Genomic DNA, 22,488 nt, shown 5'->3' with positions numbered 1-22,488 from the left:
TGTGGGAGAGGGCCGGGGTGAGGGCATCAGACAGCTAAATTTTAAAAAGGATTTCCCCATGACCATTAACCTGAAAAACCGCAACTTCCTGAAACTGCTGGACTACACCCCGGCGGAGATCCAGTACCTGATCGATCTCGCCATCGAGCTGAAGGCCGCCAAAAAAGCCGGACGCGAAAAACAAACCCTGGTCGGGAAAAACATCGCCCTGATCTTTGAAAAAACCTCCACCCGCACCCGCTGCGCCTTCGAAGTGGGTGCGTTCGACCAGGGCGCGCAGGTCACCTACCTCGGCCCAAGCGGTTCGCAGATTGGCCACAAAGAGTCGATGAAGGACACCGCCCGCGTGCTGGGCCGCATGTATGACGGCATCGAGTATCGCGGCTACGGCCAGGCCATCGTTGAAGAGCTGGGCGAGTACGCGGGCGTGCCGGTGTGGAACGGTCTGACCGACGAGTTCCACCCCACCCAAATTCTCGCCGACCTGATGACCATGCTGGAGCACTCTCCGGGCAAAACCCTGCCGGAGCTGAGCTTTGCTTACCTGGGCGATGCGCGGAACAACATGGGTAACTCCCTGATGGTCGGCGCGGCCAAAATGGGGATGGATATCCGCCTTGTGGCGCCGAAATCCTTCTGGCCGGAGGCGGGCCTGGTTGAGCAGTGCCGCGCCATCGCCAAAGAGACCGGCGCGCGCATCACCCTCACCGACGACGTGGAGGAAGGCGTGCAGGGCACCGATTTCCTCTACACCGACGTGTGGGTTTCCATGGGTGAGCCGAAGGAGGCCTGGGCCGAGCGCGTCAGCCTGATGAAGCCATATCAGATTAACGCGGACGTGATGAAGGCCACCGGTAACCCGAACGTCAAGTTCATGCACTGCCTGCCGGCGTTCCACAACGAGCACACCAAAGTGGGCCGCGAAATCGAAATGGCGTACGGCCTGAAGGGGCTGGAAGTGACGGAAGAGGTCTTCGAATCACCGAACTCCATCGTCTTCGACGAAGCAGAGAACCGCATGCACACCATTAAAGCGGTCATGGTGGCGACACTCGGCGACTAATCACCGCCCGGCGCGCCGCGGGGTGCGCCGGGTTCAGGAGAACATCATGGGCAAGTTCAAGTTTCCCTCCGCTTACACCATTCTCTTTTTTCTGATTGCCGTGGTTGCCGTGCTGACGTGGATTGTTCCGGCCGGGCAGTACCATATGGCATTGAACGAGGCGCTCGGTAAAGAAGTGCCGGTTGCTGGCACCTACGCGCACGTGGCAGCGCACCCGCAGGGGCTGGTTTCGGTGCTGATGGCGCCGATTGCCGGGCTGTACGATCCAGAATCCGGCCAGGCCGGGGCCATCGACGTGGCGCTGTTTATCCTTATCATCGGGGGATTCCTCGGGATCGTCACTAAAACCGGGGCGATAGACGCCGGGATCGAGCGCGTCACTACCCGACTACGCGGCCGCGAAGAGTGGATGATCCCGATCCTGATGGCGCTGTTTGCCGCAGGCGGCACGATTTACGGCATGGCAGAAGAGTCGCTGCCCTTCTATACCTTACTGGTGCCGGTGATGCTGGCGGCGCGGTTCGATCCGGTGGTTGCTGCGTCCACCGTGCTGCTCGGCGCGGGGATCGGCACCCTCGGCTCCACCATCAACCCGTTCGCCACGGTGATCGCCGCCAACGCCGCCGGGATCCCCTTCACCAACGGCATCATGTTGCGCATCGCGCTGCTGGTGATCGGCTGGATCATCTGCGTGGCGTGGGTAATGCGCTATGCCCGCAAGGTGCGCAAGGATCCGTCGCTGTCGATCGTGGCGGATAAGCAGGAAGAGAACCGCGCCCACTTCCTCGGCAACAAGGGCGAGCAGTCGCTGGAGTTTACCCCGGTGCGCAAACTCATCCTGGTGATCTTCGCCCTCGCCTTCGCGGTGATGATCTACGGCGTGGCGGTGCTGGGCTGGTGGATGGCGGAGATCTCGGCGGTGTTCCTCGCCAGCGCGATTATCGTCGGGCTGATCGCCCGCATGAGCGAAGAGGAGCTGACCTCAACCTTTATCAACGGCGCGCGAGATTTGCTGGGCGTCGCGCTGATTATCGGCATCGCGCGCGGTATCGTAGTGATCATGGATAAGGGCATGATTACCCACACCATTTTGCACAGCGCCGAGGGAATAGTCACCGGATTGTCGACGGTGGCGTTCATCAACGTGATGTACTGGCTGGAAGTGGTGCTGTCGTTTCTTGTGCCTTCTTCGTCCGGCCTGGCCGTTCTGACGATGCCGATCATGGCGCCCCTTGCCGATTTCGCTAACGTCAACCGCGACCTGGTGGTTACGGCTTACCAGTCGGCGTCCGGCATCGTTAACCTGATCACTCCCACCTCTGCCGTCGTGATGGGCGGGCTGGCTATCGCCCGCGTGCCCTACGTGCGCTATCTGAAATGGGTCGCGCCGCTGCTGGGGATTTTAACGGTGGTGATTATGGTGGCGTTAAGCCTGGGCGCCCTGTTGTAATTTGCCGGATGGCGCTGCGCTTATCCGGCCTACGGATCGGTGCGGTGCCACCGGTTATTTCGGGAACTGATATGGGAACTATGATGGATTACGAAGAGTACTCTCCCAAAGAGCAACTACAGCTAACGGTCTGCCAGCGTCTGATCGCGGAAAAGAGCTATCTCTCCCAGGAGGAGATCCGCCGCGACTTACAGGAGCGGGGTTTTGAGACCATCAGCCAGTCCACCGTTTCACGTCTGCTCAAGTTGCTCGGTGTCATAAAAATTCGCAATGCCAAAGGGCTAAAGATTTATTCGCTGAATCCCCAGCTGCGCCCGGCCCCCGACGCGGCGCGTACCGTCTCTGAAATGGTGGTGAGCGTGGAGCACAACAGCGAATTTATCCTTATCCATACCGTCGCCGGATATGGCCGCGCAGTAGCGCGTATTCTGGATTATCACCAGTTACCGGAAATTTTAGGCGTGGTGGCCGGAAGCAGTATTGTCTGGGTCGCGCCCCGCGTGGTGAAGCGCACCGCGCTGGTGCATAAGCAAATTAATTATTTACTCAGAACGCATTAATATTCATAAAGAACCGTTTGCATTGAGTAAAGCGTGCATTAAATCGCTTGATCCCAAAAGCGAGCTGCGTATAATGCCCGACAATTTGCCGGGAGGAAGCATGGTCAAGCGTGTACGACATATCGTCTTACCGCGTCTGAAATCAGACGCTGGCCTGCCGTTTTTCTTCCCGTTGCTAAACCTATTCCCAGAGCCCCTCATTTGAGGGGCTTTTTTTTGCCCGGCGTCAGGAGATAAACATGAATCCGCTTTATCAAAAACACATCATTTCCATAAACGACCTCAGCCGCGAAGAGCTGGAACTGGTTCTGGAAACCGCGGCAAAACTGAAGGCCAATCCGCAACCGGAGCTGCTGAAGCACAAGGTGATTGCGAGCTGCTTCTTCGAAGCCTCCACCCGCACCCGCCTCTCCTTTGAAACCTCCATGCACCGCCTCGGGGCGAGCGTGGTGGGCTTCTCGGACAGCAGCAACACGTCGCTGGGCAAAAAAGGCGAGACCCTGGCGGATACCATTTCAGTCATCAGCACCTACGTGGACGCGATTGTGATGCGCCACCCGCAGGAGGGCGCGGCGCGTCTGGCGACCGAGTTTTCCGGCGGCATTCCGGTGCTGAACGCCGGTGACGGTGCCAACCAGCACCCGACGCAGACCCTGCTGGATCTGTTCACCATTCGGGAGACGCAGGGCACGCTTGAGAACCTGAACATCGCCATGGTCGGCGACCTGAAATATGGCCGCACCGTCCACTCCCTGACCCAGGCGCTGGCGAAATTTAACGGCAACCGCTTCTTCTTCATCGCGCCGGACGCGCTGGCGATGCCGCAGTACATTCTCGATATGCTGGACGAAAAAGGCATCGCGTGGAGCCTGCACGCCAGCATCGAAGAGGTGATGGGCAACGTGGATATTCTCTACATGACCCGCGTGCAGAAAGAGCGTCTTGACCCATCCGAGTACGCCAACGTGAAGGCGCAGTTCGTACTGCGCGCCAGCGACCTCGAGGGCGCGCGCGACAACATGAAGGTGCTGCACCCGCTGCCGCGCATCGATGAGATCACCACAGACGTGGATAAAACGCCGCACGCCTGGTACTTCCAGCAGGCCGGAAACGGTATCTTCGCCCGCCAGGCGTTACTGGCACTGGTTCTGAATCGCGAATTAGCTCTGTAAGGGGAGACGACCATGACACACGATAACAAACTCCAGGTTGAAGCCATCAAGCGTGGCACCGTGATTGACCACATCCCTGCGCAGGTGGGCTTTAAGCTGCTGACGCTGTTCAAACTGACTGAAACCGACCAGCGTATCACCATCGGCCTGAACCTGCCGTCGGGCGAAATGGGCCGTAAAGACCTGATCAAGATCGAGAACACTTTCCTGACCGACGAGCAGGTTAACCAGCTGTCACTGTACGCACCGGACGCCACGGTTAACCGCATCGACGATTACGACGTGGTGGGCAAATCCCGCCCAAGCCTGCCGGATCGCATCGAAAGCGTGCTGGTCTGCCCGAACAGCAACTGCATCAGTCATGCTGAGCCGGTTTCCTCCAGCTTTGCAGTGAAAAAACGCGCCAATGACATCGCACTCAAATGCAAATACTGCGAAAAAGAGTTTTCTCATTATGTGGTGCTGGCCAACTAATTGAGGTTGGTAATGAAATCCCGGCTGTTATAATGGCCGGGAACATTCTTAACGCTGTAATTCTGGAGAAAAAATGAGCAAAGTACTCGCGACGGAAAATGCACCAGCGGCTATCGGCCCATACGTTCAGGGCGTTGATCTGGGCAGCATGATCATCACTTCTGGTCAGATCCCGGTGAACCCAAAAACCGGTGAAGTGCCAGCCGACGTAGCGGCGCAGGCGCGTCAGTCGCTGGAAAACGTGCAGGCGATCGTCGAATCTGCCGGTCTGAAAGTGGGCGATATCGTCAAAACCACCGTGTTCGTGAAAGATCTGAACGATTTCGCCACCGTTAACGCCACTTATGAAGCGTTCTTCACCGAGCACAACGCCACCTTCCCGGCGCGCTCCTGTGTGGAAGTGGCGCGTCTGCCAAAAGACGTAAAAATTGAAATTGAAGCGATTGCCGTACGTCGCTAATTTATTTCAATAAAGAGAAGGCAGCTCAGGCTGCCTTTTTTATTGCGACCATTTTTACTCTCTCCAGGCAATGACGCATCCCCACTCCATTAATAGACTGACGCTGCCTTGTTATATTCTAATTAATGGATGAAGAATGAAACTCTCTAAGATCGCGCTGGCCGTTGCCACATTAGCGGTTGCGTCTTCCGCACTTGCACACGGATATATAGAATCCCCCGCCAGCCGCGCTTATATGTGTAAGCTCGGCCAGAATATTGACTGTGGCTCTGTACAATATGAACCGCAGAGCGTAGAAAAGACCTCCGGCTTCCCGACGGGCGCAATGCCGCCTGACGGCCAGCTTGCCAGCGCCGGTATTGCCAGCTACTCCCAGCTTGATAAGCAGAGCCTGAACGCCTGGACCAAAAGCCCCATGACGGCAGGCCCGCATGAATTTGTCTGGCACCATACCGCGCCGCATAAAACCACCAACTGGCGTTATTACATTACCAAACAAAACTGGGACCCCAATAAACCGCTGACCCGTGACCAGTTCGAATTAACGCCGTTCTGTACTATTAACGGGAATGGTCAGGCACCGTCCATGACAAAATCCATGACCTGTAATGTCCCGGAACGTACGGGCTACCAGGTTATTTATGGCGTGTGGGAAATTGCGGATACCGCAAACAGTTTCTATCAGGCCATTGACGTTGATTTCGGTAACGGCGGCAACGTCACGCCGGACGATACCCCAGCGGTAATATCCCAGTGGAGTAAAACCCTGAGCGGACAGATTGCCGGGAATAACCTGAACGTGGGCGATAAAGTGATTGCACGCTTCTTCGACGCCAACGGGGAAGTTGCCGCCCTGCGTACTGAAATAACCATCGGCTCTTCTGAACAAGGCGACGCTAACCAGTGGTCCTACGATCTGGCGCAGAAGATCAACACCACTCATAGCGATGTCCGCGTCGGTGTGAAAGATGAAGCCGGTGAAATCAGCCCGATTCACGGCGCCAACAGCGTATTCGTGAAAGACGGCAGCACGCTGAAATCCGTTGCCATCTCTTATGAAGAGCAAAAAGCGCAGGTGAGCGAGACCATCGCCGTTTCCGATCTGCAATACAGCAAAATCGAACATGGCAATGCGATTGTGACCTTCCATGTGAACACGCAGGGTGACGTTAATTTTGAAGCGCACGTGATGAACCACCACGGTGCCGAAAAAGGTTACCTGAAGCAGGATATGAATAACGTCAATCAAAACGTGACCATGACCCTGACTGACGTCACGGCGGGCCACCATATGCTGAAATACTACGCCACCAACAAAGACGGCACCCTGTTCGCGCAGGACGTGCTAAACCTGATGCTGGAAAGCGACGCGGCGGACAGCAGCGGCCCGCATGACTTTATCTTCCCGGACAGCATTGCCTCCTACAAAGCGGGCACAGTGGTGTTACAGCCTAAAGACGGTAAGACCTACGAGTGTAAACCGTTCCCGTATAGCGGCTACTGCGTGCAGTACAGCCCAACCGCAAACCAGTTTGAGCCAGGCGTGGGCGCGCACTGGAAAGAGGCGTGGGTGCTGAAGAGCTGAGTTGCCTTTACGCCCGGTGGCTGATTCCCTCACCCCAGCCCTCTCCCAAAGGGAGAGGGTGTATAAATTCCCTCTCCCTTTGGGAGAGGGTTAGGGTGAGGGTTCTTTACTACTGATTCCGCGTCGCCCTAAGCAGCGTCTCCAGCGGGTACACCGCCGCAATTACCACCTCGTCCTGGATCGTCGCCGCGTTATCCAGTTCGCTCTGGATCGACGCGATCTCGTTGTCGTCCAGCGTGCCCTGACGCGCCACCAGATCCGTCAGCCTCAGGCCAATCGAGGCCAGTTTATCCACCTCCTGGATCACCGGCTTAATGGCCTTCAGCTGATAGCTGTTTTCACTCAAGGCCAGCGCATCGCTGGTGTTGTTCTGCCAGCGGTTAAAGACGTGGCGCAGCGCGTCGGCGCTTTCCGTGTCTTCCGCGTCGCTCACCAGACGGTCCGCCCATTTATTCATCTGACGCACGGTCGCACTTTCCGCGTTTAGCGCGTCAGCGAGCCGGTTGAGCGGCTCAAACTGATGATAGTTTCCGGCCTGGAACTTAAGATGCTGGCGGGTGTAATACTGCGCCGGTTCAAGCGCCTGGGCGAGAATTTGCAGCGGCAGGGTATCCGCATTGTTGGCGAGGCGCGTGAACTGCACCTGCTGCTGGGTATGCTGCTGTAGTCCAGCCGACACCGTGGACCAACTGTCCATCGCCTGGAGCCGGGTATACATGTTGTCGATGTCGTTGACGTCCTTTGCCGACCATAGCCGCTCCGCCACCGCAAAGGCGCGCGGCCACAGACGGATATCCAGCACCGGCGCGACCACGTTTTCCGCCCACAGCGCGGCTTCACCGCCGAGCAGATTGGCCTCGTTCGCCGGGTCCGGCACCACCGGCGGTATGCCTTTTGGCACCGCGTCCAGACGCGTGCCGTCGATCGGGTAGCGGGCGTTACCCACCAGGAAATAGCCGCTGAGCTTATCGTTCTCAACAGAAACGACCGGACGCGTTTCACCCATCCAGGTATCAACGGTAAACGTTACCTGGTTGTCGTCCCGCCACTGAATGTTATCCACCGCCCGACGCGATTTTCCGGCAAAATCAATAAATCCACGCCACCCGGCATCGCCTTTCACCAGCGTAAAGCTGCCTTCCACCGGCTTGCCTTTCAGACGCGGCATGGAGAAAGCCCAGCTCTGGACGCTGTCGGTGTCCGCTATCACATCCACGCCGTTCAGCCCCTGCGGCACAATTTCATTGCGGTAGTGGTAGGCGGTGGATTGCGGCTGATCGAGGTAGAAACCGGTTGAGAGAATACCCTTATAGCCGTTCTGCGCCACCTGCCCCAGCGCGTCCTGTCCCTGCCAGGACTGGATCAGAATGCTTTTCGGCAGATCGGGATGGTAGATCTCATCCCAGCCAACCATCTGCCGGTGGTGCTTCTCAAGGATCGTCTCCAGCTTGCGGTTGAAATACGCCTGCAACGCGTGGCTGTCCGCCAGTTTGTTGTCGCGCATAAACGTCTGGATCGCAGCGTTCGCTTTCCACTGGCTATCGTCAACCTCATCGCCGCCAATATGCAGATACGGATCCGGGAAGATCGCCGCCAGTTCGCTGACCATCGCGTCGGCAAAGGTATAAGTTGCCTCTTTGGTTGGATCCAGCACCGGCTTCAGCACGCCCCAGTGGCGCTCCATGGCGTAAGGCCCCGGCGCGCTCATCAGCTCCGGGTAGGCGACGGCAATCGCCGAGGCGTGGCCCGGCATATCAATTTCCGGCACCACGCGTATGCCTCGCTCGGCAGCGTAACGCACAATCTCGCGCATCTGCTCCGGGGTGTAGAGCAGCCCATCGCTGGCAAGCTGGGTTAATTTTGGATAACGCTTCGAGGTAAAGCGCCAGCCCTGATCGTCCGTCAAATGCCAGTGCAGAACGTTGAGTTTGGCCGCGGCCATGCCGTCGATCTGGCGTTTAATATCCGGAATCGGGAGGAAGTGGCGCGCCGAATCGAGCAGCAGCCCGCGCCACGGGAAGCGCGGCGAATCTTCAATGGTCACCCACGGGATCGAGGTGTTTTCGGCGCCGTTCTGCATCAGCTGAAGCAAGGTTTCCATGGCGCGCAGCGCGCCAAAGCGGGTGTTGGCAGAGATATTTACGCCGTTGGCGTCCACCGTGAGTTTATAGCTCTCATCGCTGTCCGGCAGCGGCTGCGGCTTCACCTTTTTGGCGATGGCGATGCGGATGGTCGGCTTGTCAGGTTTTTCGGCCTGCGGCTGTAGCGTCCAGCCGGTTTGCAGCGCAATGCGCTGGCGCAGGCGGTTGACCGCATCCCCCAGATCGTCGCCGCTGACGCTCACAGAGAGTTGATTGTTAAGCACCAGCGCGCCCTGAGTGGTCGGACGTTCAACCTTCGCAGGCCAGGGCATTAAGGGAAGGTCACCTGCCGGGGCGGCAAAGGCGGAGGCGCCGAGCATGAGCCCGGCGGTTAAGAGGCTGTACCGTAACATGAATGTTCCTTATCTGACGGGCCAAATACAGGCAAAACATTCTGTTAACATGCGCTCAAATTGTCGTCAAGCGAATGCGCCGACGGAGATCACAGGTTGTTGAATTTGGGAGGAAAGCCAGCTGCCGGGTGGCGGCTTCGCCTTACCCGGCCTACGTTCGGATCGTAGGCCCGGTAAGCGCAGCGCCACCGGGCTTGCCGTTACTGCCATCCATACCGGCGCGCATAGAACCCTTTCACCATCTGCGTCAGCACCATGTAGCCCGCGAGGATCGCCACCAGCCACGGGAAGTAGCTCAGCGGCAGCGCCTGAAGTTGCAGGTAGCTTGCCAGCGGCGAGAACGGCAGCGCGATCCCGAGCGCCATCACAATGCCCGTCATCACAATCAGCGGCCACGCGGCACGGCTCTGGATAAACGGAATGCGACGGGTGCGGATCATGTGCACAATCAGCGTCTGAGACAGCAGTCCCACCACGAACCAGCCGGACTGGAACAGCGTCTGGTGTTCTGGCGTATTCGCATGGAACACAAACCACATCAGGCAGAAGGTCAGAATGTCGAAGATAGAGCTGATCGGCCCAAAGAACAGCATAAAGCGCCCCAGATCGGCGGGGTTCCAGCGCTGCGGCTTCTGGATCTGCTCGTCGTCCACGTTATCAAACGGGATCGCCACCTGAGAGACATCGTACATCAGGTTCTGGATCAGCAGGTGCAGCGGCAGCATCGGCAGAAACGGCAGAAACGCGCTCGCCACCAGCACGCTGAAGACGTTGCCGAAGTTGGAGCTGGCGGTCATTTTGATGTATTTGAGCATATTGGCGAAGGTGCGACGCCCTTCGATGACGCCCTCCTCCAGCACCATCAGGCTCTTTTCCAGCAGAATGATATCCGCCGCTTCGCGGGCAATATCCACCGCGCCGTCCACGGAGATACCGATATCCGCCGCACGCAGGGCTGGCGCATCGTTGATGCCGTCGCCCATAAAGCCCACTACGTGCCCTTCGCGACGCAGCAGAGTGACGATGCGCTCTTTATGCATCGGCGTCAGGCGGGCAAACAGCGTGGTACGCTGGGCAAGCTTCGCCAGCTCGTCATCGGAGAGAAGTTCAATATCGCTCCCCACCACCACATCACCCGCGTCCAGCCCCACCTCGTGGCACACTTTCGCCGCCACCAGCTCGCTGTCGCCGGTGAGGATTTTCACGGTGATACCGCTCGCTTTCAGCGCTTTTAGCGCCGGCGCGGTGGTCTCTTTCGGCGGATCGAGGAATGCGATGTAACCTTCGAGGATCAAATCGGATTCATCGATACGCTGGTAGTCACCTTCCCGCGCAGGCAGGAACTTGCTGGCTACTGCCACCACGCGCAGCCCCTGACGGTTCAGGTTATCGGTGACGCGTTTGATGCGGCGCAGCATGGTCTCATCCAACGGCACGATCTCGCCGTTATGGCGCACCTGCGTGGAAACATTCAGGATCTCCTGCAATGCCCCTTTGCAGATCAGCTGATGTACGTCCGCCTGCTCGCTGACCACCACCGACATGCGGCGGCGCTCAAAGTCGAACGGGATTTCATCCACCTTCTGCCAGCGACCGGAGAGCGTGCGGGCAGACTCCTCGTCCACCCCTTCCAGCACCGCCACGTCGAGCAGGTTTTTCAGCCCGGTCTGATAGTGGCTGTTCAGCCAGGCGCTGTGGAGCACGCGCTCGCTGGTTTTTCCGGCGATGTCGGTGTGGTTCTCCAGCACGATTTTGTCCTGCGTCAGGGTGCCGGTTTTATCGGTGCAAAGGATGTCCATCGCGCCAAAGTTCTGGATGGCGTCGAGGTGTTTAACGATCACCTTTTGTTTAGAGAGTTTGACCGCCCCGCGCGCCAGCGTGGAGGTGACAATCATCGGCAGCATTTCCGGCGTTAAGCCAACGGCCACGGAGAGCGCGAACAGCGCCGCTTCCCACCAGTCGCCTTTGGTGTAGCCGTTGATCAGCAGGACAATCGGCGTCATGACCATCATAAAGCGGATCAGCAGCATGCTGACGCGGCCAATGCCTTTCTGGAACGCATTCGGCTCGCTCTCCTGCTCGCTGACGCGTCCGGCAAGCTGTCCAAACCAGGTATTGCCGCCGGTGGCGGTGACAATCGCCTGCGCGGTGCCGCTAACCACCGTGGTGCCCATAAAGCACAGGGTGTCGCACTCCAGCGGGTTCATCTGCTGCGGATCGCGGGTCCGCGCTACCTTCTCTACGGGCAGGGACTCACCGGTGAGTGACGCCTGCGCGACGAACAGATCCCGCGCCTGGATGACGCGTAAATCCGCCGGGATCATGTCCCCCGCCGCCAGCTTCACCAGATCGCCCGGCACCAGCTGGTCAATGGGAAGCTCAATCCAGGCGTTTTCGCCGAGGTCGTTAATCACGCGCGACACGGTGGCGGTGTTGCTGACCATCGCTTTCAGGGCGTCCGCCGCTTTGGTGGAGCGCGCTTCCTGAATAAAGTTCAGCAGCGTGGAGATGCCCACCATCAGGGCAATCACGCCTGCGGCAAACAGATCTTCAGTGGCGTAAGAGATAATCCCGAGCACCGTCAGCAGCAGGTTGAACGGATTGCGGTAGCAGAGCCACAGGTGGACCCACCAGGGAGAGGGTTTCTGCGCCGGGATCTGGTTATCGCCATGTTCCGCGCGGATTTTTAACACTTCTTGCGCGTTCAGCCCTTCCGGGTGGCCGCCAAAGGCGCGCCAGACTTCATTTTCATCCATCGCCGCCACGTTCAGGCAGCGCTCGGTCAGGGAAGCGGGGATTGCCGCTCCCGCCATGGTGTTGGCATTTGGCAGCGGATCGCGCGCAATCAGGCGATGTGGCAGGTGACGGCTCAGCAGCGCTTGCAGCTGCCGGGTGATATTCTTCAGCATAGTCATTCCCCCGCATCCGCAAAGGCGGACGCAGTTTTCCCGCAGGCGTGGCAAAGCCGTACCTGTCAGGCACTTAATTTATCAAGCAGGAACGTATGAACGTTGCTGCCTCACGCCGGTGAGACAGCAAAAGGCTGGCTTACCGGAAAGAAGGTTTTCTCCTGGTCAGGAGAGGTGTGGGATCGGGATCCATGTGGCCTCCGGTAAGTAAAAAGTTGGGTATCGGCACGCAGTATAGTGATTTATCCATACCGTTTGTGACTAATCGGGCGGTATTATAACGCCCTGCAAATAAACCGAACGTAAACCAGACTTTGCCCATAGCGAATTCGCAGGATAGCATTAGGCTCAATTGATTATTTTATCGTTGTTACAGGGAATACAGCATGCAGAACCGCCTTACGATTAAAGATATCGCGCGTTTAAGCGGCGTGGGGAAATCGACTGTCTCACGCGTGCTGAACAACGAAAGCGGTGTCAGCGAGCGCACACGCGAGCGCGTCGAGGCGGTGATGAATCAGCATGGTTTTTCCCCTTCCCGCTCCGCGCGCGCCATGCGCGGGCAGAGCGATAAAGTGGTCGCCATTATTGTCTCGCGTCTGGATTCCCTCTCCGAAAACCTCGCCGTACAGACGATGCTGCCCGCGTTCTACGAGCAGGGCTACGATCCGATCATGATGGAGAGCAAGTTCTCCGCGCAAATGGTGGAGGAGCATCTCGGCATGCTTCAGCGCCGTAATATTGATGGGGTGGTGCTGTTCGGATTTACCGGCCTAAAAGAGGACGTGCTTAAACCCTGGCAGCCGTCACTGGTGCTGCTGGCGCGCGACGCCAGCGGGTTTGCCTCTGTCTGTTACGATGACGAAGGGGCGATCGTGATCCTGATGCAGCGCCTGTATGAACAGGGCCATCGGCATATTAGCTATCTCGGCGTGCCGCATGCCGACATCACCACCGGCAAGCGTCGCCACGAAGCGTACCTGGCGTTTTGTAAAAAACACAATCTCCCCGCCGTGGCCGCGCTGCCCGGTCTGGGTATGAAACAGGGATATGAACAGGTCGCCAGCGTGCTGACGTCACAAACCACCGCCCTGGTATGCGCCACCGATACCCTTGCATTGGGTGCGAGCAAATATTTGCAGGAGCAGCGCATCGGGGAACTGCAATTAGCGAGCGTGGGAAGCACGCCGCTGATGAAGTTCTTACACCCGGAGATTATCAGCGTTGATCCGGGTTACGCCGAGTCTGGCCGGCAGGCTGCCGCGCAGCTGATCGAGCAGATTACCGGGCGAACCGAGCCCCGTCAGATCGTTATCCCAGCCCATCTCTCATAATTCTTTTGAATAGATTATTGTGATCTTCGCCCGATTTCGGGAACGTTCCCATTTTCGCCGTCACGTTGAAGGAGTAGGCTTGCGCACAGGTCATAACCCCTATCACCATCTGTCATGAGGTTTCATGATGAGTAAAGTCAAACAAACAGATATCGATCAGTTGATCGTCCTGGTCGGCGGACGCGATAACATCGCCACCGTCAGCCATTGCATTACCCGCCTGCGCTTCGTGCTTAACGATCCGGCCAAAGCCAACCCGAAGGCCATTGAAGAGCTTTCTATGGTTAAAGGCTGCTTCACCAACGCCGGGCAGTTTCAGGTGGTGATTGGTACCGAAGTGGGCGATTACTATCAGGCTCTGCTGGCGACTACCGGGCACTCTTCCGCCGATAAAGAGCAGGCGAAGAAGGCCGCGCGCCAGAATATGAAATGGCATGAGCAGCTGATTTCCCATTTTGCGGAGATCTTCTTCCCGCTGCTGCCAGCGCTGATCAGCGGGGGCTTAATTCTGGGCTTCCGTAACGTCATCGGCGATGTGCCAATAAGCGACGGCAAAACCCTGGCGCAGATGTACCCGGCGCTGCAAAGCATCTATGACTTCCTGTGGCTGATTGGCGAAGCGATCTTCTTCTATCTGCCGGTCGGGATCTGCTGGTCCGCGGTGCGCAAAATGGGCGGAACGCCAATTCTCGGTATCGTGCTCGGCGTGACGCTGGTCTCTCCGCAGTTAATGAACGCTTACTTAATTGGTCAGCAAACGCCAGAGGTGTGGAACTTTGGCCTGTTTACCATCGCCAAAGTGGGCTATCAGGCGCAGGTGATCCCGGCATTGCTGGCGGGCCTGGCGCTGGGCTTTATTGAGACGCGCCTGAAGCGCATCGTGCCGGATTACCTCTATCTGGTTGTGGTCCCGGTCTGCTCGCTGATCCTGGCGGTGTTCCTGGCGCACGCCTTTATCGGTCCGTTTGGCCGCATGATTGGCGACGGCGTGGCCTTCGCGGTCCGTCACCTGATGACCGGCAGCTTCGCGCCAATCGGTGCCGCGCTGTTTGGCTTCCTCTACGCTCCGCTGGTGATCACCGGCGTGCACCAGACCACGCTGGCGATTGATATGCAGATGATCCAGAGCCTCGGCGGTACGCCTGTCTGGCCGATCATCGCCCTGTCTAACATTGCGCAGGCCTCGGCGGTAACCGGCATCATCATCGTCAGCCGTAAGCACAACGAGCGAGAGATCTCCGTTCCGGCTGCCATCTCCGCTTACCTCGGCGTCACTGAACCGGCGATGTACGGTATCAACCTGAAATACCGCTTCCCGATGCTCTGCGCGATGATCGGCTCCGGCCTGGCGGGCTTGCTGTGCGGCCTGAACAGCGTGATGGCGAACGGGATTGGCGTCGGCGGCCTGCCGGGTATCCTCTCCATTCAGCCCGCGTTCTGGCAGGTATTTGCGCTGGCGATGGCGGTGGCGATTATCATCCCAATGGCGCTGACTACTGTGGTTTACCAGCGTAAGTTCCGTCAGGGCACGTTGCAGATTGTTTAATTCTCTCTTTCGGGGCGCAGTTGCGCCCCTTCGCATTTGCAGGAACGTACTATGAATACCCTTCCTCACTGGTGGCAGAACGGCGTCATCTATCAGATTTACCCAAAGAGTTTCCAGGACACCACCGGCAGCGGCACGGGCGATCTGCGCGGCGTAACGCAGCGCCTGGACTACCTGAAAACCCTCGGCATTGACGCCATCTGGCTGACGCCGTTTTATATCTCCCCGCAGGTGGATAACGGTTACGACGTGGCGAACTACACTGCCATCGATCCGACCTACGGCACGCTGGACGACTTTGACGAGCTGGTTGCCCGGGCGCATGAACGCGGCATCCGCATCGTGCTGGATATGGTCTTTAACCACACGTCCACGCAGCACGCCTGGTTCCGTGAGTCGCTGGATAAAGCGAGTCCGTACCGCCAGTTCTATATCTGGCGCGACGGTACGCCGGATACGCTTCCCAACAACTGGCGCTCCAAATTTGGCGGCAACGCCTGGCGCTGGCACGCCGAAAGCGAGCAGTATTATCTGCACCTGTTCGCACCGGAGCAGGCGGATCTCAACTGGGAAAACCCGGCGGTGCGCGCCGAGCTGAAAAAAGTGTGCGAGTTCTGGGCCGATCGCGGCGTGGACGGCTTGCGTCTGGACGTGATTAACCTGATTTCAAAAGATCAGGATTTCCCGGACGATACCCTCGGCGACGGTCGCCGCTTCTACACTGACGGGCCGCGCATCCACGAATATCTTCAGGAGATGAGCCGCGACGTCTTTACGCCGCGTAATCTGATGACGGTGGGCGAGATGTCCTCCACCTCGCTGGAGAACTGCCAACAGTACGCGTCTCTTGACGGCCGCGAGCTGTCGATGACCTTTAACTTCCACCACCTCAAGGTAGACTACCCCGGCGGCGAAAAATGGACGAAGGCGAAGCCGGACTTTGTGGCGCTAAAAACCCTTTTCCGCCACTGGCAGCAGGGGATGCACAACAAAGCCTGGAACGCGCTGTTCTGGTGTAACCATGACCAGCCGCGCATCGTGTCGCGCTTTGGTGACGAAGGGGAACACCGCGTGGCGGCGGCGAAAATGCTCGGCATGGTGCTGCACGGGATGCAGGGCACGCCGTATATCTACCAGGGTGAAGAGCTGGGTATGACCAACCCGCATTTCAGCCGTATCACCGACTACCGCGACGTGGAAAGCCTGAACATGTTCGCCGAACAGCGGGCTAACGGTCGCGATACGGATGAACTACTGGCGATTCTGGCGAGTAAGTCACGCGATAATGGCCGCACGCCGATGCAGTGGGACGCCTCGCATAATGCGGGCTTTACCGAGGCCGAGCCGTGGATTGGCGTCTGCGACAACTACGAAACCGTGAACGCCCGCGCGGCGCTGGACGACCCCGATTCGGTGTTTTACACCTATCAGTCGCTGATTCGCCTGCGCAAAACCTTGTCGGTACTGACGTGGGGAGACTATGAAGATTTGCTTCCGGATCACCCTTCCCTGTGGTGCTACCGCCGCCAGTGGCAGGGACAAACGCTGATGGTGGTGGCGAACCTGAGCCACGCGCGCCAGCAGTGGCAGCCCGCCCCCGTAGAGGGAGCATGGCGGGTGGCACTCAGCAACTATGACGAGGTTGCCTTCCGACCCGATACGTTGCTATTGCGCCCGTTTGAAGCTATCTGGTGGGTGCAGGAATAAACCTCAGGAGATACAGCATGCTGTATCTCTTTTTTTATGTTTAGCGATACGCTAAATGTACGACGATAACTTTTACAATATGGCGCACTCAAAATAAAAATAGCCTGCCAATTAAATAACCTCGGCAGGATATTATGAAAAAGATAATTATTAAAGCAACGTGTATTAGCGCATTATTATTGAGCACACAGGGATGGTGCGGGAATACGTCCGTCGACCTTCGCTTTGGTCATAATACGCGCTCAGACGTAAATGATTCACGCATTAAGGTCATGCATCAGGCGAATAACGGTTTTTACTTCTCCGTTGAAGCCGCACAAAACCATAATGATACGTTTTTTGGTGATACCGACAGATATAATCCCGACGACAAGGGGTTAACGGAAGCGGCACAGGAAATCGAAACGCGCTGGCGTTTCGATCTGGGAAATGGTTTCGCCGTTGCGCCTGGCATGGTGACGGTTTTCACCGCCAGCAATACGCATTACCGCCCCTTCATTCAGGGCTGGAAAGCCTTCGATAACGGTCTGAATCTCTCCGCCCGTTACCGCTATAACACCGTCAATGACGCGCACAGCGATAAAGAACTCGACGGCAGCGGTTATACTCGCCGCCAGTCACACCAGTTCGACATTTGGTTCGCGTATAACATCGGCAAATTCGGTATGTCCTATAACCCGCGCTTCCGCTGGCAGGATAACGTCGATCAGGGAACCGGGGATGACACCTACTGGGAGCATACCGTCGCGTTCAACTACAAGCTCGACGATGGCTGGACGCCATACGTCGAACTGGTTTCACTGGATAAAACGTACATCAATAATGACGGCAACCATGAAAATGATTATGCCGTACGTCTGGGAATAGTGAAGCAGCTCTGACGGCCTGACTACACCGTATCGTGCTGTAGCAGCCTACAGCCGATACGGTCCACGGCGCTTAACAGTTCAAGCTGCCCTTCCCGCTGATACAGCGAAACCGCGTTAATGTCGATTGGTAACGGCCAGCATAGCGTTGAGATCGACGCCAGTGTCGACCCCTGACGGGTAATCGCAATAATCTTCAACCCTTTGCGCAGCGCGTTACGCGCCATTTCAATCAGCGACTGCGTCTCCCCGGATTTACTGATCAACACCAGCGTCCCCTTCGATACGCGTGTCAACTGGTGCATGTCATTCAAAATAAGGTGCGGCAGGCTCGCCAGCGACAAAAAGCGCGACAGGTAGTTGAGGCTGGTGAGCGAGGCTCCCCGTGCGTAAAGATAGATATGGCTGGAATGCGTAAGCAACCTGGACACGTCTGTCACAATATCATCCGGCTGCGGCCCCACGTCGGGTGTAGCAGGTGCAGGTGTAAAATGGTCGCGTAAAAAACGGTACCGAAGCTCGGTATAGCTTTTATAGCCCATTTTTTTACATACACGATTAACGGATGTTGTCGTGGTAAAGGTATCACGGGCAATCTCTTTTGCCGATATATTAGAAATATTACACGCATGATGCTGAATGTATTCAAATATCAAACGTTCACTTCCCTGGAATGAATTCATCTATTACGCCCCGTTTAATCCCGAGATGATATTAACACAACAGAGAAATAGTCTCTGGAAGGCGCTTCACACATTGCATTTACGCGTATCACGATACGTAATTAGTATTAGCAAACATTAAAAACTGTTTTAGGTTCTCTTTATACTTCCCCTGTTTTCACATCCAGGGAATTATGACAATGACGAAACAAAAAGTTGTCGCGGTAACGGCCTGCCCGACAGGTATCGCACACACCTTTATGGCGGCGAATAAAATTATTGCATGGGCTAACGAGCACAATATCGAGGTAAAGGTCGAAACGCAGGGCAGCGACGGCGTTAAAAACCGCTTAACAAAACAGGATATCGCCTCCGCCACGGCCATTATTCTGGCAACCGACGTTCCCATTCAGGATGCCGAGCGTTTTGAAAACATTCCTCACCTTCAAACCCGCACACAAGAGCTGATCAAACATACCGATCGCTATCTGCGTCAGGCGCTGGCAAAGGAAAAAAACGTCACCACTGTCGCACAAGAAGACGATCTTCAGCGTTCGGCTTACCAGATTTTTATTGGCCATATTATGGCGGCCATCAGCTATATGCTGCCGGTGGTGGTGATGGGCGGGCTGATGATGGCGACGGCCAAAATAACCGGGCAGTTTATTAACATCGAACATTCGCCGTTCAGCGTGCTGGATAAAGTGGGCTTTATGACTATTAAGTTCATGTATCCCGTTTTTGCGATGTATCTGGCGTTTTCCATTGCCGGTAAACCGGCACTCATCCCCGGTCTTATTGGCGGCATCATGTCAGACGAAGTCTATAAGCGCTTCTTTGATATCGAAGGCTTTATGCCATCCGGCTTTTTCGGCGCCATTGGTATCGGCTTTTTTGTGGGCTATCTGGTGCGCTGGCTCAATGATTCGATTCACGTCCGCCAGCAGCTCACCACCATTAAAACCATGCTGCTCGTCCCGCTGATCACCGGCATTACGCTGGTGATGGTCATGGAATATTTGATTAACCCGATTTTTGGCTCGCTTAACCAGCTGATGGTGGTCTTTTTTACCTCGGCAGGTGACACCGGGCGCGGGTTCTATTCCGCGATGATTGCCGCGGGCACCGCGTTCGACCTGGGCGGTCCGGTCAACAAGGCGGCAGGCTCGGTCGCGCTCGGCCTGAATGGCATGAGCGAGACGTTTGATTTAACCGCCCGCGAACTCTCCATCGTGATCCCCTCCATTGGCGTCGGCTTTGCTGCGTTCCTCAACGGCCGCTTTGGATTACCGGATGTCTTTAGCCAGGAAGAGAAAACCGTCGGTAGCACCTCGTTGTTGCTGGGCGTGATTGGGATCTCCGAAGGCGCGATCCCGTTCATCCTGAAAAACCCACGTCTGATCCCGGTATTCATGACCGGTGCCGTCGCCGGCGCGCTGGTCGCCATTACCCTTGGCGTGAAGCAGACGCTGCCTCTGCCAGCCGTCTGGGGCTGGCCGCTGGCGACTAATGTAGCGGGTTACCTGGCGAGCGTCTTTATTGGCGCACTGATTTGCGCCCTGGGCGTGCTCTATGTCAGCCCAAAGAACGCCAGATAAGGGGAACGCCATGAATCAGATCCACGTCATTGCCCATACGCACTGGGATCAGGAGTGGTATTTCACCCGTCAGGACAGCATGGTGCTGGCGTCATATAATTTTGCGGACGTCATCAACACGCTGGAGCAGGACTCCGCTTACACCTGCTATCACCTTGACGGACAGATGGCGGTAGTGGAGGACTTTCTCGCCATCAATCCTGATTATCGCGCCAGGCTGGAAAAGCTGGTCAGAGAAAAAAGGATCTTCGTAGGGCCATGGTATACCCAGACGGACACCTACAACGTGCATGGCGAATCGATTATCCGCAACCTGAAGTACGGCATTTTTTCTGCCCGGACGCTGGGGCATGCGATGCAGGTTGGGTATCTTCCGGATACCTTTGGCCACAATGCGCAAATGCCCACGATCTTGCAGGGCTGCAATATCGACAATATCGTCTTCTGGCGCGGTATCGATCACGACAGGCACGCCAAAAGCAGCCAGTTCCTCTGGCGCGCACCCTCAGGTGCGACCGTCATCGCCTGTGCGATGGCGCTCGGTTATGGCGCGGCTAAAAACATGCGTTCGGAAGCCTCCCATCTCCGGGGAAAAATCTACCCGATGACCACACTTTTGCGTTCACGGGCCGGTCTAAACGACCTGCTCCTGCCCTGCGGCGGCGATCAGGTCAGCATCGACCCGGCGCTGCCGAAAATCCTGGAGGTCGCCAGCGCACAGTCCCCGGATCAGGACCGTTACTTCATCAGCTCTCTGGAGCGTTATGTAGAAACCCTTCGCGCGCAGCGTGAACAGTTTGAGCTCCTGGAAGGGGAGCTGAAATCGCCGCGCTACACCCGCATCCATAAAACGATCGGCTCCGTGCGCTACGACATCAAAAAGAAAAACGATGAGGTTGAACAGTTCATCCTGCGACAGCTGGAGCCGACAATCGCAATGGCGCGTCACCAGGGGATTCCGGTCAACCTCGCGGTAGTCGACACCCTCTGGAAAAAGCTGTTGCGAAACCATGCCCACGATTCCATTGGCGGCTGTAATAGCGATGCCACCAACCGCGACATTCTGCATCGACTGGAACAAACCGAACAGCTGTGCCATAGCCTGTGGAATCTGGTGGTGAAAACCCTGGCCGCCGCCTGCGTTCAGGATGGCGACCTGCTGATCTTTAACTCGCTGGCTACCCCAACGCAGCGCGTGGTGATAACCACCCTGTATAGCCGGGCGGATAATATCGCCCTGACGCATCAGGGGCAGCCCATCCCTTTCGACGTCCTGGAAAGAGACATTCTGCCCGGCGGAACGGCGATCTCCCTTACCGCCGAGGGCGAGTGCGAGACGCCCCTTCTCCCTTATTACCGCTGGCACGTTGCGGTAAAGACACCGGTTCTGCCGCCGATCGGCTATCTCACCGTTAACGTTGAAGAAGACCCTGCGCCTTTCCTGGCGTCTGAAAAGATAAAGGGCAGCGAGATTGAGAATGCGCATTATCGACTGTCGCTGGATGCCGGAACGCTTACCCTGCATGACAAACGCAGCGGCAGACGTATCCCCTCTTTCTTTACCTTTGAAGACTGCGTGGACGCGGGCGACAGCTACGATTTCTCACCGCTTGCGGGCGACGCGCCGACGCGCTGTTCGCATTTTACGCTCGTCGACGGCGTAAAAACGCCGCTTGTCGAAAAGCTGACCGTCGAGGCCACAATGCGTCTTCCGCAGGATCTCGCCAGCCGTCAGGATACGGCCCGAACGCCGTTATCCATTCGTCTGGTCTGCGAATTACGCCACGACGATCCGAATCTGTATGTCGAGGCTTCGCTGGAAAACAGCCACTGCGATCACCGGCTACGTTTACTGATCGGCAGCGATGTTCACACCCGTCACGCTATCGCCTCACAGCCCTTCGCAATCATCCAGCGCGAAACGGGATATGACGGTGAACACTGGCAAGAACGCTATCGCGAGAAGCCCGTGGATATCGAAACCAGCGAGGGCATTATCGCTGTCACGGAACCGGGTAAAGCGCTGGTTGTGACTAGCCGTGGCATGAAAGAATTTCAGGTTATCGGCAGCGAACCCGCTGCTATTGCCCTGACGATGTTTAAATCGACGGGCGTGCTCGGACGCAGCGATCTCGAATGGCGACCGGGTCGGGCCTCCGGCATCAATAATACGGTGGTTGAGACTCCTGATGCCCAGTTGCTGAAACCGTTGCGCTTTTCATTCACCGTCGCGCTGGCCGACAACGCCGACCACCTCACGCTGCGCCAGCTGGAAAATCAGGCGGCTGGACAGCCCTTCACCTACCAACGGCAAACGCTACACACGCTCGATCACCGTCTTGAGCGTTTTTCGTTGCGTCTGCCCGAGCGCAGGCTTCCGGCAGAGTTCTCGCTACTGACCGTGCCGGAGCCGCTCATCCTTTCCGCTCTGCCCCATGCGCAGCTGCTGCATGGCACCGTCTTACGCGTATTTAACGCCGGGACACAACCGGCTCCCGTCCCGGAAAATCTGGCAGTGTTACGGCAGATCAACTATCTGGAAGAGCCGATGCAACCGGTAACGGCGATCCTCCCCTCCGCAACCTGCGATTTTTTGATTGAGGCTTAA

General features: G+C 57.0%; 17 protein-coding genes and 1 pseudogene. 14 read left to right on the top strand and 4 right to left on the bottom strand.

Features of this window, described 5'->3' with window-relative positions; translation table 11 throughout:
* The first annotated feature begins 58 nt into the window (after nucleotides 1-58).
* The 3 genes from argF to RS584_RS02595 all read left to right on the top strand — a co-directional run bounded on the left by argF (nucleotide 59) and on the right by RS584_RS02595 (nucleotide 3,073).
* A complete protein-coding gene (gene argF, locus RS584_RS02605) occupies nucleotides 59-1,063 on the top strand; it encodes an ornithine carbamoyltransferase (RefSeq protein ID WP_003863360.1) in 1,005 nt (334 codons plus the stop codon).
* A gap of 46 nt (nucleotides 1,064-1,109) precedes the next feature.
* Nucleotides 1,110-2,513, top strand: a complete 1,404-nt coding sequence (locus RS584_RS02600; protein ID WP_077580391.1) for a YfcC family protein — start codon at nucleotides 1,110-1,112, stop codon at nucleotides 2,511-2,513.
* A gap of 80 nt (nucleotides 2,514-2,593) precedes the next feature.
* Nucleotides 2,594-3,073: an arginine repressor gene (locus RS584_RS02595; protein WP_003863366.1), complete on the top strand. Its 480-nt coding sequence runs from the start codon at nucleotides 2,594-2,596 to the stop codon at nucleotides 3,071-3,073.
* A 3-nt stretch (nucleotides 3,074-3,076) separates the two neighbouring features.
* Here the strand turns inward: RS584_RS02595 and RS584_RS02590 are convergent.
* A pseudogene (locus tag RS584_RS02590) lies at nucleotides 3,077-3,194 on the bottom strand (hypothetical protein).
* Here RS584_RS02590 and RS584_RS02585 point away from each other — a divergent pair.
* From RS584_RS02585 to gbpA, 5 genes are all read left to right on the top strand, one after another.
* The gene (locus RS584_RS02585; protein ID WP_071524139.1) at nucleotides 3,174-3,278 is read left to right on the top strand and encodes a pyrBI operon leader peptide; all 105 of its coding nucleotides are present in this window, start codon (nucleotides 3,174-3,176) and stop codon (nucleotides 3,276-3,278) included. The pseudogene RS584_RS02590 and the gene RS584_RS02585 overlap by 21 nt on opposite strands.
* Before the next feature lie 34 nt (nucleotides 3,279-3,312).
* Nucleotides 3,313-4,245 carry an aspartate carbamoyltransferase gene (gene pyrB, locus RS584_RS02580; protein WP_033487898.1) on the top strand — a complete coding sequence of 311 codons (933 nt, stop codon included), beginning with the start codon at nucleotides 3,313-3,315 and terminating at the stop codon, nucleotides 4,243-4,245.
* Between the two features lie 12 nt (nucleotides 4,246-4,257).
* The gene (gene pyrI / locus RS584_RS02575; RefSeq protein ID WP_003863370.1) at nucleotides 4,258-4,719 is read left to right on the top strand and encodes an aspartate carbamoyltransferase regulatory subunit; all 462 of its coding nucleotides are present in this window, start codon (nucleotides 4,258-4,260) and stop codon (nucleotides 4,717-4,719) included.
* 73 nt (nucleotides 4,720-4,792) lie between these two features.
* Nucleotides 4,793-5,179 carry a 2-iminobutanoate/2-iminopropanoate deaminase gene (gene ridA / locus RS584_RS02570; protein ID WP_003863373.1) on the top strand — a complete coding sequence of 129 codons (387 nt, stop codon included), beginning with the start codon at nucleotides 4,793-4,795 and terminating at the stop codon, nucleotides 5,177-5,179.
* A gap of 136 nt (nucleotides 5,180-5,315) precedes the next feature.
* Complete coding sequence (gbpA, locus tag RS584_RS02565; protein WP_315748879.1) at nucleotides 5,316-6,764, top strand: N-acetylglucosamine-binding protein GbpA; 1,449 nt, start codon at nucleotides 5,316-5,318, stop codon at nucleotides 6,762-6,764.
* A 109-nt stretch (nucleotides 6,765-6,873) separates the two neighbouring features.
* Here the strand turns inward: gbpA and RS584_RS02560 are convergent, their stop codons facing one another.
* Nucleotides 6,874-9,258 (bottom strand): beta-N-acetylhexosaminidase, encoded by a 2,385-nt coding sequence (locus tag RS584_RS02560; RefSeq protein WP_315748878.1) that lies wholly within the window; start codon nucleotides 9,256-9,258, stop codon nucleotides 6,874-6,876.
* A 200-nt stretch (nucleotides 9,259-9,458) separates the two neighbouring features.
* Complete coding sequence (gene mgtA / locus RS584_RS02555) at nucleotides 9,459-12,167, bottom strand: magnesium-translocating P-type ATPase (protein WP_315748876.1); 2,709 nt, start codon at nucleotides 12,165-12,167, stop codon at nucleotides 9,459-9,461.
* A 386-nt stretch (nucleotides 12,168-12,553) separates the two neighbouring features.
* Between mgtA and treR the strand changes: the two genes are divergently transcribed.
* From treR to RS584_RS02535, 4 genes are all read left to right on the top strand, one after another.
* Nucleotides 12,554-13,501: a trehalose operon repressor TreR gene (gene treR, locus RS584_RS02550; RefSeq protein ID WP_017383908.1), complete on the top strand. Its 948-nt coding sequence runs from the start codon at nucleotides 12,554-12,556 to the stop codon at nucleotides 13,499-13,501.
* A 127-nt stretch (nucleotides 13,502-13,628) separates the two neighbouring features.
* Nucleotides 13,629-15,047: a PTS trehalose transporter subunit IIBC gene (treB, locus tag RS584_RS02545; protein ID WP_315749906.1), complete on the top strand. Its 1,419-nt coding sequence runs from the start codon at nucleotides 13,629-13,631 to the stop codon at nucleotides 15,045-15,047.
* Nucleotides 15,048-15,098: 51 nt separating this feature from the next.
* The gene (gene treC, locus RS584_RS02540) at nucleotides 15,099-16,754 is read left to right on the top strand and encodes an alpha,alpha-phosphotrehalase (RefSeq protein WP_017383909.1); all 1,656 of its coding nucleotides are present in this window, start codon (nucleotides 15,099-15,101) and stop codon (nucleotides 16,752-16,754) included.
* Between the two features lie 134 nt (nucleotides 16,755-16,888).
* Nucleotides 16,889-17,635 carry an oligogalacturonate-specific porin KdgM family protein gene (locus RS584_RS02535; protein ID WP_017694639.1) on the top strand — a complete coding sequence of 249 codons (747 nt, stop codon included), beginning with the start codon at nucleotides 16,889-16,891 and terminating at the stop codon, nucleotides 17,633-17,635.
* An 8-nt stretch (nucleotides 17,636-17,643) separates the two neighbouring features.
* Here RS584_RS02535 and RS584_RS02530 read toward each other — a convergent pair whose 3' ends face one another.
* Nucleotides 17,644-18,303 (bottom strand): MurR/RpiR family transcriptional regulator, encoded by a 660-nt coding sequence (locus RS584_RS02530; RefSeq protein ID WP_015572516.1) that lies wholly within the window; start codon nucleotides 18,301-18,303, stop codon nucleotides 17,644-17,646.
* A 179-nt stretch (nucleotides 18,304-18,482) separates the two neighbouring features.
* Here RS584_RS02530 and RS584_RS02525 point away from each other — a divergent pair, with 179 nt between their 5' ends.
* Together RS584_RS02525 and RS584_RS02520 are read left to right on the top strand one after the other, a co-directional pair.
* Nucleotides 18,483-19,880 (top strand): PTS fructose transporter subunit IIC, encoded by a 1,398-nt coding sequence (locus RS584_RS02525; RefSeq protein ID WP_071842881.1) that lies wholly within the window; start codon nucleotides 18,483-18,485, stop codon nucleotides 19,878-19,880.
* Nucleotides 19,881-19,890: 10 nt separating this feature from the next.
* Nucleotides 19,891-22,488: a glycoside hydrolase family 38 C-terminal domain-containing protein gene (locus RS584_RS02520; protein WP_315748875.1), complete on the top strand. Its 2,598-nt coding sequence runs from the start codon at nucleotides 19,891-19,893 to the stop codon at nucleotides 22,486-22,488.

The organism is Enterobacter sp. DTU_2021_1002640_1_SI_PRY_ASU_LCPMC_013 (genome assembly GCF_032389435.1).
In the GTDB taxonomy this organism is placed as follows: domain Bacteria; phylum Pseudomonadota; class Gammaproteobacteria; order Enterobacterales; family Enterobacteriaceae; genus Enterobacter; species Enterobacter hormaechei_C.
This window is presented reverse-complemented; position numbering and strand designations above follow the sequence as displayed.